The organism is Thalassospira sp. CA1 (genome assembly GCF_059052855.1).
Genome location: NZ_JBZCIA010000001.1, coordinates 411,985 through 427,361, shown reverse-complemented (window position 1 = coordinate 427,361; position 15,377 = coordinate 411,985). Strand labels below are relative to the sequence as shown.

General features: G+C 56.3%; 14 protein-coding genes and 1 tRNA gene. 6 read left to right on the top strand and 9 right to left on the bottom strand.

The features are described 5' to 3' along the window. Positions 1-246: 246 nt before the first annotated feature. Positions 247-336: transfer RNA gene (locus AC5Q5A_RS02025), tRNA-Ser, on the top strand. 156 nt (positions 337-492) lie between these two features. After that, on the top strand, positions 493-675 hold the full coding sequence (locus AC5Q5A_RS02020) for a hypothetical protein (protein WP_493894162.1): 183 nt from the start codon (positions 493-495) through the stop codon (positions 673-675). A 1-nt stretch (position 676) separates the two neighbouring features. On the opposite strand, the gene AC5Q5A_RS02015 is transcribed toward AC5Q5A_RS02020, so the two are convergent. Then, a complete protein-coding gene (locus AC5Q5A_RS02015; RefSeq protein WP_493894161.1) occupies positions 677-1,183 on the bottom strand; it encodes a MarR family winged helix-turn-helix transcriptional regulator in 507 nt (168 codons plus the stop codon). A gap of 82 nt (positions 1,184-1,265) precedes the next feature. Here AC5Q5A_RS02015 and AC5Q5A_RS02010 point away from each other — a divergent pair, with 82 nt between their 5' ends. Together AC5Q5A_RS02010 and AC5Q5A_RS02005 are read left to right on the top strand one after the other, a co-directional pair. Continuing rightward, positions 1,266-2,177 (top strand): EamA family transporter, encoded by a 912-nt coding sequence (locus AC5Q5A_RS02010; RefSeq protein ID WP_493894160.1) that lies wholly within the window; start codon positions 1,266-1,268, stop codon positions 2,175-2,177. Positions 2,178-2,213: 36 nt separating this feature from the next. Then, entirely contained in the window at positions 2,214-2,876 is a 663-nt protein-coding gene (locus AC5Q5A_RS02005) for an NAD(P)-dependent oxidoreductase (RefSeq protein ID WP_493894159.1), read from the top strand. Between the two features lie 78 nt (positions 2,877-2,954). Here the strand turns inward: AC5Q5A_RS02005 and AC5Q5A_RS02000 are convergent, their stop codons facing one another. The 7 genes from AC5Q5A_RS02000 to AC5Q5A_RS01970 form a co-directional block, all read right to left on the bottom strand. Then, positions 2,955-3,728, bottom strand: a complete 774-nt coding sequence (locus AC5Q5A_RS02000; protein WP_493894158.1) for a pyrroline-5-carboxylate reductase — start codon at positions 3,726-3,728, stop codon at positions 2,955-2,957. Next, entirely contained in the window at positions 3,725-4,321 is a 597-nt protein-coding gene (thpR, locus tag AC5Q5A_RS01995; protein WP_493894157.1) for an RNA 2',3'-cyclic phosphodiesterase, read from the bottom strand. The genes AC5Q5A_RS02000 and thpR overlap by 4 nt, the downstream gene beginning before the upstream one ends. A gap of 27 nt (positions 4,322-4,348) precedes the next feature. Continuing rightward, entirely contained in the window at positions 4,349-5,215 is an 867-nt protein-coding gene (locus AC5Q5A_RS01990) for a pirin family protein (RefSeq protein ID WP_493894156.1), read from the bottom strand. A gap of 103 nt (positions 5,216-5,318) precedes the next feature. After that, complete coding sequence (locus AC5Q5A_RS01985) at positions 5,319-6,359, bottom strand: NADP(H)-dependent aldo-keto reductase (protein ID WP_493894155.1); 1,041 nt, start codon at positions 6,357-6,359, stop codon at positions 5,319-5,321. Positions 6,360-6,498: 139 nt separating this feature from the next. Beyond that, positions 6,499-7,617, bottom strand: a complete 1,119-nt coding sequence (locus tag AC5Q5A_RS01980; protein ID WP_120224036.1) for an FIST signal transduction protein — start codon at positions 7,615-7,617, stop codon at positions 6,499-6,501. Positions 7,618-7,793: 176 nt separating this feature from the next. Further along, positions 7,794-8,498: a J domain-containing protein gene (locus tag AC5Q5A_RS01975; RefSeq protein ID WP_008888530.1), complete on the bottom strand. Its 705-nt coding sequence runs from the start codon at positions 8,496-8,498 to the stop codon at positions 7,794-7,796. Between the two features lie 878 nt (positions 8,499-9,376). Continuing rightward, positions 9,377-10,102, bottom strand: coding sequence for an arylesterase (locus tag AC5Q5A_RS01970; protein WP_493894154.1), 726 nt, complete (start codon positions 10,100-10,102; stop codon positions 9,377-9,379). A gap of 168 nt (positions 10,103-10,270) precedes the next feature. Between AC5Q5A_RS01970 and AC5Q5A_RS01965 the strand changes: the two genes are divergently transcribed. Both AC5Q5A_RS01965 and AC5Q5A_RS01960 read left to right on the top strand, forming a co-directional pair. Then, the gene (locus tag AC5Q5A_RS01965) at positions 10,271-11,017 is read left to right on the top strand and encodes an ABC transporter ATP-binding protein (protein ID WP_493894153.1); all 747 of its coding nucleotides are present in this window, start codon (positions 10,271-10,273) and stop codon (positions 11,015-11,017) included. Next, on the top strand, positions 11,014-13,572 hold the full coding sequence (locus tag AC5Q5A_RS01960; protein ID WP_493894152.1) for an ABC transporter permease: 2,559 nt from the start codon (positions 11,014-11,016) through the stop codon (positions 13,570-13,572). The genes AC5Q5A_RS01965 and AC5Q5A_RS01960 overlap by 4 nt, the downstream gene beginning before the upstream one ends. A 106-nt stretch (positions 13,573-13,678) precedes the next feature. Here AC5Q5A_RS01960 and AC5Q5A_RS01955 read toward each other — a convergent pair whose 3' ends face one another. Beyond that, positions 13,679-15,295, bottom strand: coding sequence for an acyl-CoA synthetase (locus AC5Q5A_RS01955; protein ID WP_493894151.1), 1,617 nt, complete (start codon positions 15,293-15,295; stop codon positions 13,679-13,681). Positions 15,296-15,377 lie beyond the last annotated feature (82 nt).

The window sequence follows — 15,377 nt, the reverse complement described above, 5'->3', positions numbered from 1 at the left end:
ATTACCCAAGAGTTGCAAACACCTGACACCAAACCTTACGGATCAGACATCAACAAGAAGTAAAGATGCCGACAACGCCGCGTTTACCAAGGGTTTGCGGCGATTAAATGTCAGAAACACAGGCCATTTTACAGGCCAATCAGTGGGATTTAAGCAAAGTGAAAAAAGAGGCTGATTGGGCCTTGTCAAGCGCGGGCGTCTCGGCTAATGTCCGCCCGCTTTCGCGATATATCAAAGATCGCATGTGGAGAGGTGGCCGAGTGGTTTAAGGCGCACGCCTGGAAAGCGTGTTGGGGTGTAAGCTCCTCAGGGGTTCGAATCCCCTCCTCTCTGCCACTGACACAAAAAGCATTTTTCCAAGACATACAGACAAGATCAACCGGCACATATCCGCATGCGTGTCAGGTTCTGATTTGTCGCGCATTTTGCACAGCTCCTGACAACAGGCTGTCAGGGCGTCTTGATCATAATGTGCTTTTGCAAGGAAGCATGATGATCAAATACCTTTATCCTGATGGCAACCATTGTTACCGCGCCCTGCATACAGCACACGCGGTCTTTCGCAATGCGGATGGCAAGCTGATCGCCCGCGCCGAAAAGGCGGACGGATCGGGCATGTATGAGTTTGAAATCGCAGGCTTTGAGCTTTTAAGCCCAGGGACCGTTTATGACTGACCTAGCTGTCTTCTGAATTCTCGGCAGAATTCATTGCCGCCAGCCATTTGCGCAGCAGACCATCAAGCTGTTCGAGCTCTTCGGGGTTTAGTGCTTCGAGCATCTGATGCTGGTTGGCGACATGCTCTGTAACGGCAGCATCAATCAGCTCAAACCCCTTGTCCGTCAGAGCGATGACAAAGCTGCGCCCGTCTTCCGGATTGCGCTGGCGGGTGATCAGCCCGGCCTTTTCGAGCCGGTCAAGACGGTTGGTCATGGTGCCCGATGTCACCATGGTCCAGTCAATGAGCTCTGATGGGCTGAGCGCATAGGGCGGGCCGGATCGGCGCAGTGTGGCCAGAACGTCAAAACTTGCCAGCGACAGGTCGTATTTTTTGAAAACACGTTCATGTGCGGCACTCAGATGGCTGCGCAGTCGTCCTATCCGGCCAATGACGCCCATTTGGGTGACATCAAGGTCGGGTCTTTCACGGCGCCACTGCGCAAGAATGCGGTCAACTTTATCCATAGTTCGGATTCTTTTCAGAATTTTATCTTGACGTCAAGATTTCTGAATATATCTTGATGTCAAGATAAATGGAGATGCCACCATGAACCGAACAACCGATTTATGCCTGACTGCTCTTGCCCCGATCATCTGGGGCAGCAGCTATATCGTCACCACGGAAATGCTGCCTGATGGTTTTCCGCTGACCGTGGCCCTTCTGCGTGCCCTGCCGGCCGGCTTGATCCTTTTGCTTGTTGTGCGGCAATTACCGCCTGCTGGCTGGCGCGGACGGGTGTTTATTCTGGGCGCGCTGAACTTTGCTGTTTTCTGGTCGATGCTGTTTGTCGCGGCATATCGCCTGCCGGGCGGAGTGGCGGCAACACTTGGTGCGATCCAGCCGTTGCTGGTGCTGTTTCTGGCGCGCTTTGCCCTTGGATCCGGGATTACCATACTGGGTATTATTGCCGCCATTTCCGGATTGATCGGGGTCGCGATGCTGGTCCTTGGCCCGACCAGCAGCCTTGATCCGATTGGCATTGCCGCCGCCCTTTTTGGTGCGGCATCGATGGCCGCCGGTACCGTCATGACCCGCAAATGGCAGCCGCCGGTATCCCCGCTGACCTTTACCGCCTGGCAATTAACCGCGGGCGGGATCCTGATGATCCCGGTAGCCCTGATCCTTGAGCCCGGCTTCCCGGTGCCGACCGTAACCAATCTGGCCGGTCTGGTGTGGCTCGGTCTGATCGGGGCGGCCCTAACCTATTACCTGTGGTTCCGGGGCATTGCGCGCCTTGGCCCGACGACGGTGACAAGCTTTGGCTTTTTGAGCCCGACCAGTGCGGTTTTGCTGGGCTGGGTCATCTTGGGCGAGGCTCTGAGCCCGCTTCAGATGACAGGCGTGATTGTTGTACTGGCAAGCATTTGGCTGGGTCAGCGGGCAGCGCGTCCTGCGCCTGCACCAGTGGCTGAACCAGCACCAGCCGCGATCAACGAACCTGCCCCACGCACCACATAAAAACAAACCGCCCCACAGATATAAAGGAAACGTCCGATGAAGATTGTTCTGTTTGGTGCCACCGGTGATGTCGGTACCGCCACACTGCATGAAGCCTTAAAACGCGGCCATAGCGTTACAGCGATTGCGCGCAATATCCACAAACTGGCCGATGTGCCAAACAGCGTGGCGCGCGAAAGCGTTGATGTGCTGGCCAAGCCGGACCGCGTTGCCGAGCTGATGGAAAGCCATGACGTTGCGATCAGTGCGCTTCGCCCGATCAGCGGATCAGAAAGTTTGCTGGTTGAGATGAGCCGGGTGTTGCTGGATGCGGCGCGTAAAACCAAAGCCCCGATTTACCTGACCGGTGGGGCCGCGACCCTGAAACTGGCCGATGACAGCGGGCATACGGTCCTAAGCGCGCCCGATTTCCTACCTGACGCAGTGCGGCCGATTGCCGAGGCCTGCGCAAAGCAGGATGCGCTGTTTGATCAGTATGGCGATGTGCAATGGACCTGCCTGCGCCCGCCGGCGATGCTGATCGAGGGACCGCTGACCGGGCAATATGTGCGCGGCACCGATACGCTGATACCCGATCATGACGGGATGGCGCGGATCAGCTTTGCCGATTTCGGTTATGCCATGGTTGATCTGATCGAAACCGGCAATGGCGGACAGCAACGCCTGACGGTCGGGTATCAGAACAGGGCGGCGGCCTGAATCCACCGCACGCATTATATAAGGAACAGAAAAACGGGCGGCCTTGTTGGTCGCCCGTTTTGCGTTGTCTGATGGTGATTACGCAGAGGCCTTTATCCGGGCAAAGACTTCATCAAGGGCTGTATGAAGCGCATCTGTGCCCTTTTCGCGGATGAAGGTTTGCGCAACCTGTTCGTTCAGGCCACCGGCGGTGACGTGACCTTCATAAAGATCGGCGAAGCTTTGATCGGGGGATTTGTCAGTGTTCCCGGCAAGCCCTGAAAACAGCGCGGCAAGGTAGCGCCTGGCATCGGCATAGTCGGATCCCTGTTTGACCATCCATTGTGCTGCACTTTCAAGCACGGTGAAATAGGTCGCCATCAGGGCACTGCCCGTCGCATAGCCATCAAAGGCATCGATGGTTTCAGCCGCCACCGCCCCGCCGAGCTTTTCAAACAGGGCCATGACATCGGACGAGCCCGGGTAGACCGCCGTGACACAGGCATGATGTTCGACTGGTGGTAACGGAATGGCGCGATCACATTGCGCGTTGGTGCCAAGCCAGACTTTGAGATCAGAAATCGGGATGGTGGCGATCAGACTGACAATCTGTTTGTCATCAGGCACGCGAAGTGCGGAAAGCACATCACCGGCAATCTGCGGCAGAACCGCGAGAAAGATCATATCGGATTGGTCAATGATCGCCTGATTTTCGTCTTCGACCCGAACCCGGTCAAAGTCGCCGGCGAGCTTTGCCGAGATATGGTCGCTTCGGCGTGAAACGATGATTTCATCAACGCGATAGTCAGATGTCAAAAGACCTCGAATGACCGCATCGCTGATCGCACCGGTTCCGATAAAGCCAAGTTTCATTGAAAATCCTCTGTGACAAAGGCGTCAGTCAGGTCCGGCTCCTTGATCGGGCCGTCCTTGCCATCATAGGCGGCGATCACGCGAAATTCGGGACCGTCCGCCGTTGCGTGGCTTTCATACAAACAGAAACGATCAACGGTGAACACCCGTGATGACAGATCGCCATGATCGACAATCGCCTGTTCGATGGACGCGCGCGCCGCATCGCGGTTGCGCCCCAGCGTGATATGCGGGGTGAATTTGCGCATATCCATATCGGGGCATTCATCAAGCGCAAGAAGCGCGTTTTCCACCCGATTGGCAAGAGTACGCAAAGCTGGTTGATCCTTTACCCCGGCCCAGAAAATGCGGACCTTGCGGTTGGATGCAAACATATCAAGGCCCGATACCTGCAGATCAAAGGGCTCGAACGCCACTTGTGACAGGGCCCGATCGATTTCGCTGGCAAGGCCGGGATCGACATTGCCGATAAATTTGAGCGTGATGTGCATGTTTTCCGGGGCCTGGGCATCAAGCCCCTTGATCGCACGGCCCAGCGGATAAAGGTCGGTCGCAATATCGTGGGGAATTTCCACACCAACAAACAAACGCATGTCTTCAATCCAATTCTGATGCGGTAATTAGCCGGTCGAACGTTCAGGCAGTGGCAAAGCATCGTCTTCGCCATCAAATTGCGGGAACTTGCCCGCCGCCCAATCGGCTTTGGCCGCCTCGATCCGTTCCTTGGTGCTGGCGACAAAGTTCCACCAGATATAGCGCCGGCCAACCGGCAGGCCGCCCAGCAACATCACCCGGCAACCGGTTTTGGCAACGATATCGGGGATTTCTTCGGGTGCGACATAGATAAAGCTTTCTGGCTTATAGCTTTCGCCGTCAATCAGAAGCGTGCCCGATACGACGTAAATCGCCCCTTCCTGATTTTCACCGGGCAGAAGAAGCTGCGCGCCTTCGTCCATTTCGACATCAAGGTAATAAAGCTTGGATTTTACCGGAACCGGTGCGGTTTTGCCAAAGGCCTCACCGGCGATCAGGCGCATGTGAAGCCCGGCATCCTCGATCACGGGCAGGTCATTTTTGGGCACGTGATAAAAGGCGGGATCGGATTCCTCTGCCTCATCGGGGAGTGCTACCCAAAGCTGCAAGCCATCGAGTTCATGAACGGAATTGCGGACCGCATCGGTTTCGCGTTCGGAATGGGTAATGCCGCGCCCGGCACTCATCCAATTGAGGTCGCCCGGCGTGATTTCAAGGTCGCTGCCCAAACTGTCGCGATGCAGGATCGCGCCCTTGAACAGATAGGTCACGGTAGCCAAGCACGTATGAGGATGCGGCGGCACATCAATGCCCTGACCGGGTTGGAATTCGACCGGCCCCATATGATCGAAAAACACGAACGGACCGACGGAACGCACATCGCGATGGGGTAAAACGCGACGGACAGAAATACCCCCCAGATCGGATTCCTTGCCAAAGATCAGCTTAACCATATGTCGCCTCCGTTCTGGTGGTGGGAAAAGCGGCGGGATAAACCGCCGCCTTTCAAAAGTCTCTGGTCACATTCTGAGAGCAAAATCTGACCATCCTGTGACCTTACGGGCAGGGATAGGTGTAGACCTGATGGATGTTTTCGATTTCTTCGAGAACGCTGTCCGACAGGGTGATGTTGGCCGAGCCGATATTGGATTTCAGCTGTTCCATGCTGGTCGCGCCAATGATGTTCGAGGTCAGGAACGGGCGCGAATTGACATAGGCCAGCGCCATCTGGGCCGGATCAAGACCGTTATCCTTGGCAAGCTTCACATAGGCTTCGGTTGCCTTGACGCCATTTTCGGTCAGATAGCGGCCAAAATATTGCGGCCATTTGGTCACGCGGGTGCCATCCGGGCGCGCACCGCCAAGATACTTGCCCGACAGCGCCCCGCCGCCCAGCGGCGAATAGGCCAGAAGACCGGCATCTTCGCGGATCGAACATTCCGCCAGACCGACTTCATATTGCCGGGTCAGAAGGCTATAGGGGTTCTGAACCGAGACAACGCGCGGCCAGCCATTCTTTTCGGCCAGTTCAAGGAACTTCATCAGGCCCCACGGGCTTTCATTCGAAAGGCCGATATGGCGGACCTTACCAGCCTTGACCAGTTCATCCAGTGCTTCGAGGCTTTCCTCGATCGGGGTGAATTCCTCGTCCGGCTCGTGGGTATAGCCGAGCTTGGAGAAGAAGTTGGAATTCCGATCCGGCCAGTGAAGCTGATAAAGATCGACATAATCGGTTTTCAGACGACCAAGTGAAGCGTCGATCGCCTCAAAGATTTGCCCGCGGGTCAGACGCGGCCCGCCGCGCACATACGGGAAACGATCCGCCGGACCGACAATCTTGGTGGCAACCACCAGATCATCGCGTCTTCCGCGCTTTTCAAGCCAGTTGCCGATGATGGTTTCGGTCGCGGTAAAGGTCTCTTCCATCGCCGGGACCGGATACATTTCGGCGGTGTCGATGAAATTGACTTCGTTGGCAGTGGCGTAATCAAGCTGTTCAAAAGCTTCTTCCTGGGTGTTCTGCTGGCCCCAGGTCATGGTGCCAAGGCAGATGACGCTGACATCAATGTCTGTACGCCCCAGTCGACGATATTCCATATGAAATTCCCCTGTCTTATGCCGCCCGCACTGTTGGATCGGGGCGACACATGATTTTGCAATGGTATGAATATATCCGCTTGGCCGCGCGATGAAACCGTTTGCGGGCAAATTTCTTATGATTTGAAAATTCGCGGCCTTAGATAAACAGGGTCAAAACCCCGGTATAGCCATAGAACCGGTCATTGCAGATTTCGCCATTGCCGTAAAAACCGGTCAGTGGCAAATCACCCAATTCATCACGGATGATCATCATTTCGCGGCTTTCGGTGCCAAACAGATGCGGGCCACGGGCTACACAGCTGCAATAAAGCGCCCCGCGCGGTTTGCCCGGCAGACGTTTTTGCAAATCGCCTAGCATGCGGCGCAAATCCTGTTCGGCGGCGGCGCCGTCACGGCGGACAAAACGGATGGCATCGCCCGCCTGCACATCGCCACTGATCGCGATCATGTTGTTATGGGGATCAATCCCCATCAGATTGCGCACGACAAAGTCACCGGTATCCGAACCCGGCACCATCAGGGCCGCGTGATAGCGCCCGGATGCCATGGATTGTTCGCCGCCATCTGCTTCGAGTTCTTGCTTAAGCACATCAAGGGCGGGGCGATCATCAAGGGTGGAGATGATGCCTTCGCGTCCCTCGGTCACGCGGTGGACCGGGCCGATTGGCGTGCAGGCCTGACTAATGCCAACCTGAACACTGGTTTTGCCATCAAACAAAACACCCGAAAGGCCACCATTAACCACCCGGTCGGCAATCTGCGGCGCGCCGCGTTCCCCCGATGCGATGCCGCCAACCAGATAGGTCGAGCCCAATCGCGCCAGTTCGGCCAGTTGACTAAGACTTTCCGGGGCAGCGGGATCGCCATGCACCAGGCCAAAGATCGGCTGCAGGCGATCAATCGCGCTTTGCAGGTCGCGCGCATCCAGATCAGCCTCGGTCTTGAGCGGCTCAAAGATGTGGAATTCATCACGGGCAAAGGGGGCCACCATGACAGAGGCCGCCGGCACGCCGAAATAGGCCCGGCCGGATCCGCAGACGCCAACGCCAGAGGTTCCGATCCAGTGTTCTATCGACAGGCGGGAACGCAGGAAGGTCAGGATACTGCCAAGGTCATCGGCCAGCGGTTCGGAGACATACAAAAAGGCCAGCGCCTGTTTGGGCAGTGGTTCTTTTTCGAGAAGTTCTGCAAGCTCGGATGCGACCGAAGCCCAGTTTTCGCCGCTGGCATGTGCCGCCCGAAATTCCGCCGTCATGCTGTCTCCCGTTGCTGACTGGTCAGGGTTCCCGGGTCTTGTGCCCGGTCGATAACCAGAAATCTGATGCTTACATCCAAGCCCAATTAAATCTAAGCCCAGTTACATCTAAGCATTGGCCCACCCCTTCGACAAGGGCTTGGGCGGCGGTTCGTGATCCGGATCGATCCAACCGATCAGGAAACGTGTTTGCGCAGGATCTCCATCGCGGCATTGAGCTGCGTCATGCGCTGGTGGGAGCCATAATTGCTGTCGGGGTGGTGGATGGCGGCGAGAACGCGGTATTTGGCGCGGATGGCGCGCAAATCGGGCCGCGCACTTGGCGCAAAGCCCATGACATGCAGGGCCTCGTTAAAGGTGGTCACCCCGCGATCAAGCGGATCAAAGGCAAGGTTATCAACAATCTGACGCAGACGTTCGAGTTCTTCACGCGATTGCAGAAGCTCGACAGGTGGCTCTGCCTGACGTTTTTTAAGCGCGCGGGCTTCTTCAAGGGCTGCACGTTCGGCGGCGAGAACGTCGGATTTCTCAACCCGCATATTGACATCCCCCGCATCGAAATCGATCGCCATCTGAAGCGCCTTGCGCACGGTGATCACCGAAAATCCCGGTGGCAGGCGCAATTGCAGGCGGGGTTTGCGCCGCCAGGGGCGTCCCTCGGCCGGGCCGGACTTCAAGACAATGGTTTCGCGATCACCCTTGGGCGGGTCGCCGGGGTCCTGATAATCCTCAATCGCCTTTTCGGGCACAATCAACATGACCGAGCGCGCCAGATCGGCGGCATTCACCCCGCGCCGTTCTGCCAGTTGCAGCACAGCGTCGCGAAAGATCGAAGAACAGGGAATGGTGTAGGACTGTTTGACGGTGGAAGAAGACGACACTGAACAATCCCTTTAAGGCATTGAAGTCTTTAACTTAAATCTGACATCTCCGGACACACAAAGCGCAGATCAAACGCACCTTTCCGCCCGATGGCATGAAGTGTATCGACGGAATTAGCCCCCTGCAACTGCATTTGCAGTCAAAATTGAATCGCTTCCGATTCATTCACAGGCCTATTTGCGACTCGTTGGGAATCCACGGAGTCCCCAGGACACTACCAACACATTGATATGACGGGATATTTGTTTGAATGCGTGCATTTCAGGCACTTAGGACACCTGTTTGGTTTCCCAAGAGTTATCCACAGACCATAAGTGTCGCCTGATTTTGGGAAATTTGATTAAGTTATTGATATTATGTGATTTATCACATTGTGCACTTGCGATGCCCCAGCCCTGCCGGAAAGGCAAAAAGGATCAGAAACCCGATCATTGGATAACAGCCTTGGAAGAGATGTTTTGAAAAACAACATACGCAGTAGCAGAAACGCTGTTCGAAACAGAACCGAAAGTAAATGAGGTGTTAATTTTACACCAAACCGCGTGTTTTGGTCCTCAAATAAGGGTTTTCAGGCGAGATTCACGGTATTCCCAGCACACTCAGAACCAACCTAACTTATTGATATTTATGATATTTCTGTTTTATAGCCGCGTTGACTTCGCCTTCTGAAGATCCGGCAGCTTAATCATTTCGGGTTGTTGACGTTTTCTATCTACATACGTAGTTTTTTACGCTTCACAGGCGTCGAAATTGCGTCAATCTGTGTCTTTGTGAAATTTTATAACCTGTCGGGAAGCGCACAAGCCCTTGGAAAACCGACGGTTTTGCGCCCCAGATCATGAAGCGTCCGGCATATACCCTGGCAGGTGCTTCGCGCTTAGCTGGCGTCTGAGGTTTGCAGCAGGTCGACGACATCAGGCAGGATGCGCTTTACGATCACGTCCACACCATCGGCATTGGGATGCATCCCGTCATCCTGATTAAGCTCCGGCTCGGCAGCAACGCCTTCAAGGAAAAATGGATACAGATCAACCTGATAGCGGCTGGCAAGATCGGGATAGATGCTGTTGAATTCATCGCCGTAGGCCGTCCCCATATTGGGCGGGGCCATCATACCGGCCAGCAGGACATCAACATCCATGCCGCGCAACTTTTCAAGGATTTCTGCCAGGTTTTCACGGGTCTGGGATGGCTCCATCCCGCGAAGCGCATCATTTGCACCAAGTTCGAGCAACACCGCATCGGGTTTTTCAACCAGCGCCCAGTCGAGACGCGCCAGTCCGGCCGCCGTGGTATCGCCCGAGACGGAGCTATTGATCACCCGGACATCGTGGCCTGCTTCCTTCAGGGCCGCTTCAAGTTTGGGCGCAAAGCCGTTTTCATGATCAAGGCCATAGCCCGCCATCAGGCTATCGCCAAACAAAACAAGGGTTTTTGGCGTTTGGTCGCTATCCTGTGCCTTGGTTTCATAAGCAAACCCGGCCATCCCGAGGGTTGCAAGGGCAAGCGTGGCAAGGGCCAATCCGGCGGATTTGCGAAAGCGTGATACCAACTTATGCGTGAACTTGATTACAGTGCGACCTTGCCCAAACGCCAAATTCATTACAAATCTCACCTTTACATGCTGCGAACTTGCCGGAGCGGTTTCCGACCGTTTACCCTTAAAGAAGTTATTCAGATCAAAAGAAGTCTGAACCAGAAACGTCCTGATCCGTAAGCTTATGTAGCCTGCTTTGTTGATCTTGCAACGGACAACCCGATAGGACCCGAAATGAGTGTGACCGAAACCACCAAGATACCGGAACAAAATGTCGCCGCGTCTGGTGAAGCGCCAAAACAGACAATTGATGTGCAAAACCTGAAGCTGCGGCTGCAGGGTCCGGCCGGGATTGTCGAGATCCTTAAGGGGGTCGATCTTGCGATTGGTGCGGGCGAGCGCGTCTCGCTGGTCGGTCCGTCGGGGTCCGGCAAGACATCGCTTTTGATGGTAATCGCCGGACTGGAACAAGCCCAGGAAGGTGTGGTGAAGGTGTGCGGCAAGGACCTTCGCGCCCTTGATGAAGACGGCTTGGCGCTTTATCGCCGCCATCATGTTGGCATCGTTTTTCAGGACTTCCACCTGATCCCGACCATGAGCGCGTTGGAGAACGTTGCGCTTCCGATGGAATTCGCCGGACGTGCGGATGCCTTTGAAAAGGCCCGCGAAGAATTGGAACTTGTCGGGCTGGGTCATCGCACCGATCACTATCCCGGCCAGCTATCAGGCGGGGAACAGCAGCGCGTTGCGCTTGCACGTGCGCTTGCCACCGATCCGGAGCTTTTGCTGGCCGATGAGCCGACCGGCAACCTTGATGGCACGACCGGTGAAACGATTATCGAATTGCTGTTTGATCTGACCAAACGGCGTGGCTCGACCCTGCTTTTGATTACCCATGATCCCGCCCTTGCCAAGCGGTGCGACCGCACGGTGATGCTGCGCGACGGCGAAATCGTTTCGCATCTGGAATCGCAGTCATGAGCACATCTGTTTCCCCCTCTGACGGTGCAGACCGCCTGTGGTCCATTGCCTGGCGGGTCTGCCGGCGCGAGTTGCGCGGCGGGCTTTCGGGCTTTCGTATTTTCCTCGCCTGCCTTGCGCTTGGCGTCGGGTCGATTGCCGCTGTCGGAAACGTTTCGGAATCCGTTCTTTCGGCACTTGAGCGTGACGGGCGGAAGCTTTTGGGTGGTGATGTTGAACTGCGCCTGACCCATCAGGAAGCCACCGGCGATCAGATCGAGTGGCTAACCGCGAACACTGAACGCGTAGCCGAACTGGCGACCATGCGCACCACGGCCTATGGCCCGGACCAACGCCGTCTGGTGGAGCTTAAGGCGGTTGATGATGCCTATCCGCTGTTTGGCGAGATGGAGCTTGCCGATGGCGTGCCGTTTGACGGAATCCTTGACCAAAAAGATGGCGTCTGGGGGGCTGTGACCGAGGCCGGATTGCTTGAACGGCTTCGCATCAATGTCGGGGATACGGTTGCCCTTGGCGATATTGATGTTCAGATCCGTGGCGTGATTGCGACCGAGCCTGACAAGGCGGTTGGCTTTTTCAACTTCGGCCCGCGCCTGATGGTATCGATGGACGGGTTGATGGAGACCGGGCTGGTGCAGCCGGGCAGTCTGATCCGCTATTATTACGCATTGGATCTCAATGATAATGAAACCCCGACCGCGTTTCGCGAACGGCTTGAAGAGCAGTTTGAGGATGCGGGCTGGCGCATACGCGATACGGCCAATGCCAACCCGGGCCTTAAGAGGTTTATCGAGCGCCTGACCCTGTTCCTGACGCTTGTTGGTCTTTCGGCGCTTCTGGTTGGTGGCATTGGTGTGGCCAATGCGGTGCGCAGCCATATCGAAAGCAAAACATCCGTCATCGCCACGCTGAAATCGATTGGCGCGTCGCACGGCTTGGTGCTTCGGATTTATTTCCTGCAGATCCTTGTTCTGGCCCTGATCGGGATTGCCATCGGGCTTCTGATCGGTGCGTTAACACCTGCGCTTATCGCGCCGCTCTTGTCCGGGCGGTTGCCGATTGATGTGACGCTGGGTCCGGCATTGCCGTCCTTGATCATTGCAACAAGCTTTGGCGTTTTGACCACCCTGGTCTTTGCCCTGCCATCGCTTCTGCGGGCGCGTGAAATACCAGCAGCACGATTGTTCCGTGCCAGTGCCGGTCTGTTTAGTGGCAGTCCGGTACGCAAGCGTGACCTGCCCTATATCGGCGTGCCGCTGGTGCTGTTGCTGATCCTCACAGTGCTGACCGCGACCGACAAGGCGATCGCGCTTGGCTTTATTGGCGGGTCGGCGGCAGCTGTGGTGATTTTCACCTTTGCCGGACAGGGTATCGTATCCCTTTCGAAACGGTTGATTACAGGTCGCAGCGCCTTTTCCAGACTGGCGCTTGCCAACCTGCACCGTCCGGGCGCCAGCACGGTGCCGGTTGCATTGTCGCTTGGGCTGGGCCTCACACTTCTGGTGACGATTTCCGGGATCGAGGGCAACCTTGATAACGAGATCAACGAGAACCTGCCGGACTCTGCCCCGGCCTTCTTCTTCCTTGATATTCGCCCCGATCAGATCGAGCAGTTCCGAGGCCAGCTTCTGGCACAGGATAATGTTTCGGATATCGAACAAACACCGATGCTGCGTGGCCGAGTAACCGCGGTTGACGGGGTGAATTCCAACGATGTCGGGCCGGGTGATGATCGCTGGTTCCTGCGAGGGGACCGTGGCCTAACCTTTGCCGCCACCCCGCCGCCAGAAACCAAACTGGTGCGCGGCGAATGGTGGCCGGCCGATTACAATGATGCGTCCAAGCCGCTGGTGTCGATCAGTGCCGATATCGGTAATGCGTTTGATCTGGAGCCGGGCGATACATTGACCGTCAATGTACTGGGCCGCGATATCACGGCCGAGATCGCCAACTGGCGGGAGATCGAATGGCAAAGCCTGCGCATGAATTTCGCGATGGTGTTTTCACCGGGTCTGATCGACAAGGCACCCTATAGCCTGATCGCCACCGCCCATATGCCGCGCGAAATGGAAGAACCGGTTGATCGCATGATCGGCATGGACTTCCCGAATGTCTCGGCCATCCGGGTGCGTGAAGCGCTTGAAGCGGCCAATGCCATTCTGGCGGGGATCGGAACGGCCCTTAATGCGACCAGCATGATTGCGATTGTCGCAGGCGTGCTTGTCCTTGGCGGGGCGGTTGCGGCCGGTCGGCGCAAGCGCATTTATGACGCCGTGGTGCTCAAGACCCTTGGCGCAACAAGGGCAAACATCCTTTATGCCTATGCGCTGGAATACGGGATCCTTGGCCTTGCCACCGGGGTGATTGCCGCCGTCGTCGGATCGGTTGCGGCCTGGTCGGTGCTGGTACTGATCATGGAAGCCAACTGGGTGCTGTTGCCGATGACCATTCTGGGTCCGATTGCGATTGGCCTGTTTGCCACGCTAGCGGCGGGCTTTGTCGGCACCTGGCAGGCATTGCGCAGCCCGGCAGCACCGTTGTTGCGCAACGAATAAGCCCACAACTCCAAAACTTGAAACAGACAAGGCCGGATCCTAATGGACCCGGCCTTGTTTTTTGCAAAAACCGTTTCGAAAACGATCTGAATTGACTGATTGAGGATCAGGCGATGTCGCGCAGCGCCCGCCTGACGACCTTGCCGGTGGTTGTCATTGGCAATTGATCAAGGAAGGCAATCTCGCGCGGGTATTCGTGTGCGGCCAGACGGGTTTTCACGAAGTCCTTGATTTCGCTTTCAAGTGCTGCGGACTGGGCAAAGCCATCAGCCAAGACAACAAAGGCTTTTACGATCTGGCCGCGCTGTTCATCGGGTTTGCCAATCACACCGGCCATGCGCACAGCCGGATGACCAATAAGGCAATCCTCGATCTCGCCCGGGCCGATGCGATATCCGGCCGAGCTGATCAGATCATCGTCACGCCCGACAAAGCGGATATAGCCATCGGCATCGACACAGCCCATATCGCCGGTCAAAAGCCATTCGCCGACAAACTTGTCGCGGGTGGCTTCGGGATTGCGCCAGTATTCCAAGAACATCACCGGATCGGGCGCACGCACGGCAATGCGACCCATTTCACCGGGTTCAAGCACCTTGCCGCTCAGATCAACCACCGCGACATCATGGCCGGGCACCGGACGCCCCATCACACCGGGTTTGGGTTCCATGATCGACTGACAGGAACTGACCACCATGTTGCATTCGGTCTGGCCATAGAACTCGTTGATGGTAAGGCCGAACACACGACGCCCCCAATCAAGAAGTTCCGCACCCAATGTTTCGCCACCGCTTGCAATAGAGCGGAGTTTAAAATTGAACCTTTGCGCCATATCATCTCCAGCTGCGCGCATCATCTTGAGCGCAGTTGGCGGCAGGAAAGTATTGCGCACGCCATATTCGGCCATCAGGCGAAAGGCATCCTCGGGTGTGAATTTTTCGAACCGGTGGGCGACGACAGGCACGCCGTGATGCCAAGCGGGCAACAAGACATCCAAAAGCCCACCAATCCACGCCCAATCGGCCGGGGTCCACATGACGTCGCCGTCTTCGGGGAAGAAGTCATGCGACATTTCGACACCGGGCAAATGGCCAAGCAAAACCCGGTGCGCATGCAGCGCGCCTTTTGGCTGACCGGTGGTGCCGGATGTATAAATGATCAGCGCCGGTTCATCGGCACGGGTATTGACCGGTTCGAATTCATCACTGGCTTCTGATGACAGGGCTTTGAAATCAAAACATTGATCGGGCGCGCCATCGATCACATAGACATATTCAAGGGCGGGCAGAAGATCGCGGATTTCGGCAATCTTGGCGGCACCTTCGCGGTCTGTCACCAAGGCCTTGGCCGCACAGTTGCCCAGCCGGTATTCCAGCGCATCGACCCCAAACAACGTAAAGAGCGGCACAGCAATGCCGCCCATCTTGTAGGTCGCAACGTGGGCAATCGCCGTTTCCGGGCTTTGTGGCAAAAGAATCCCGACCCGGTCACCACGCCTTATGCCATGACGGCGCATGACATTGGCAAAGCGGTTCGACAGGCGTTTGATCTGTGCAAATGTGTAGTCGCGGCGCGTACCATCACGCCGGCGATGCATCAATGCCAGACGATCCGGGTCATCCGCCCATTTGTCACAAACATCGACACCGATATTAAAGTGGGTTGGCACGTTCCAGGCAAAGCGTGAACGTACCGCCGCATAGTCTGAACGACTGCCCAGCATGTTTCCTCCCTGAATTCGCCGCTGTTCTTTGTTTTTGGGTGCGGCAAATGTTGCGGAGCATGCTAGTGGCAATCGGTGGAAA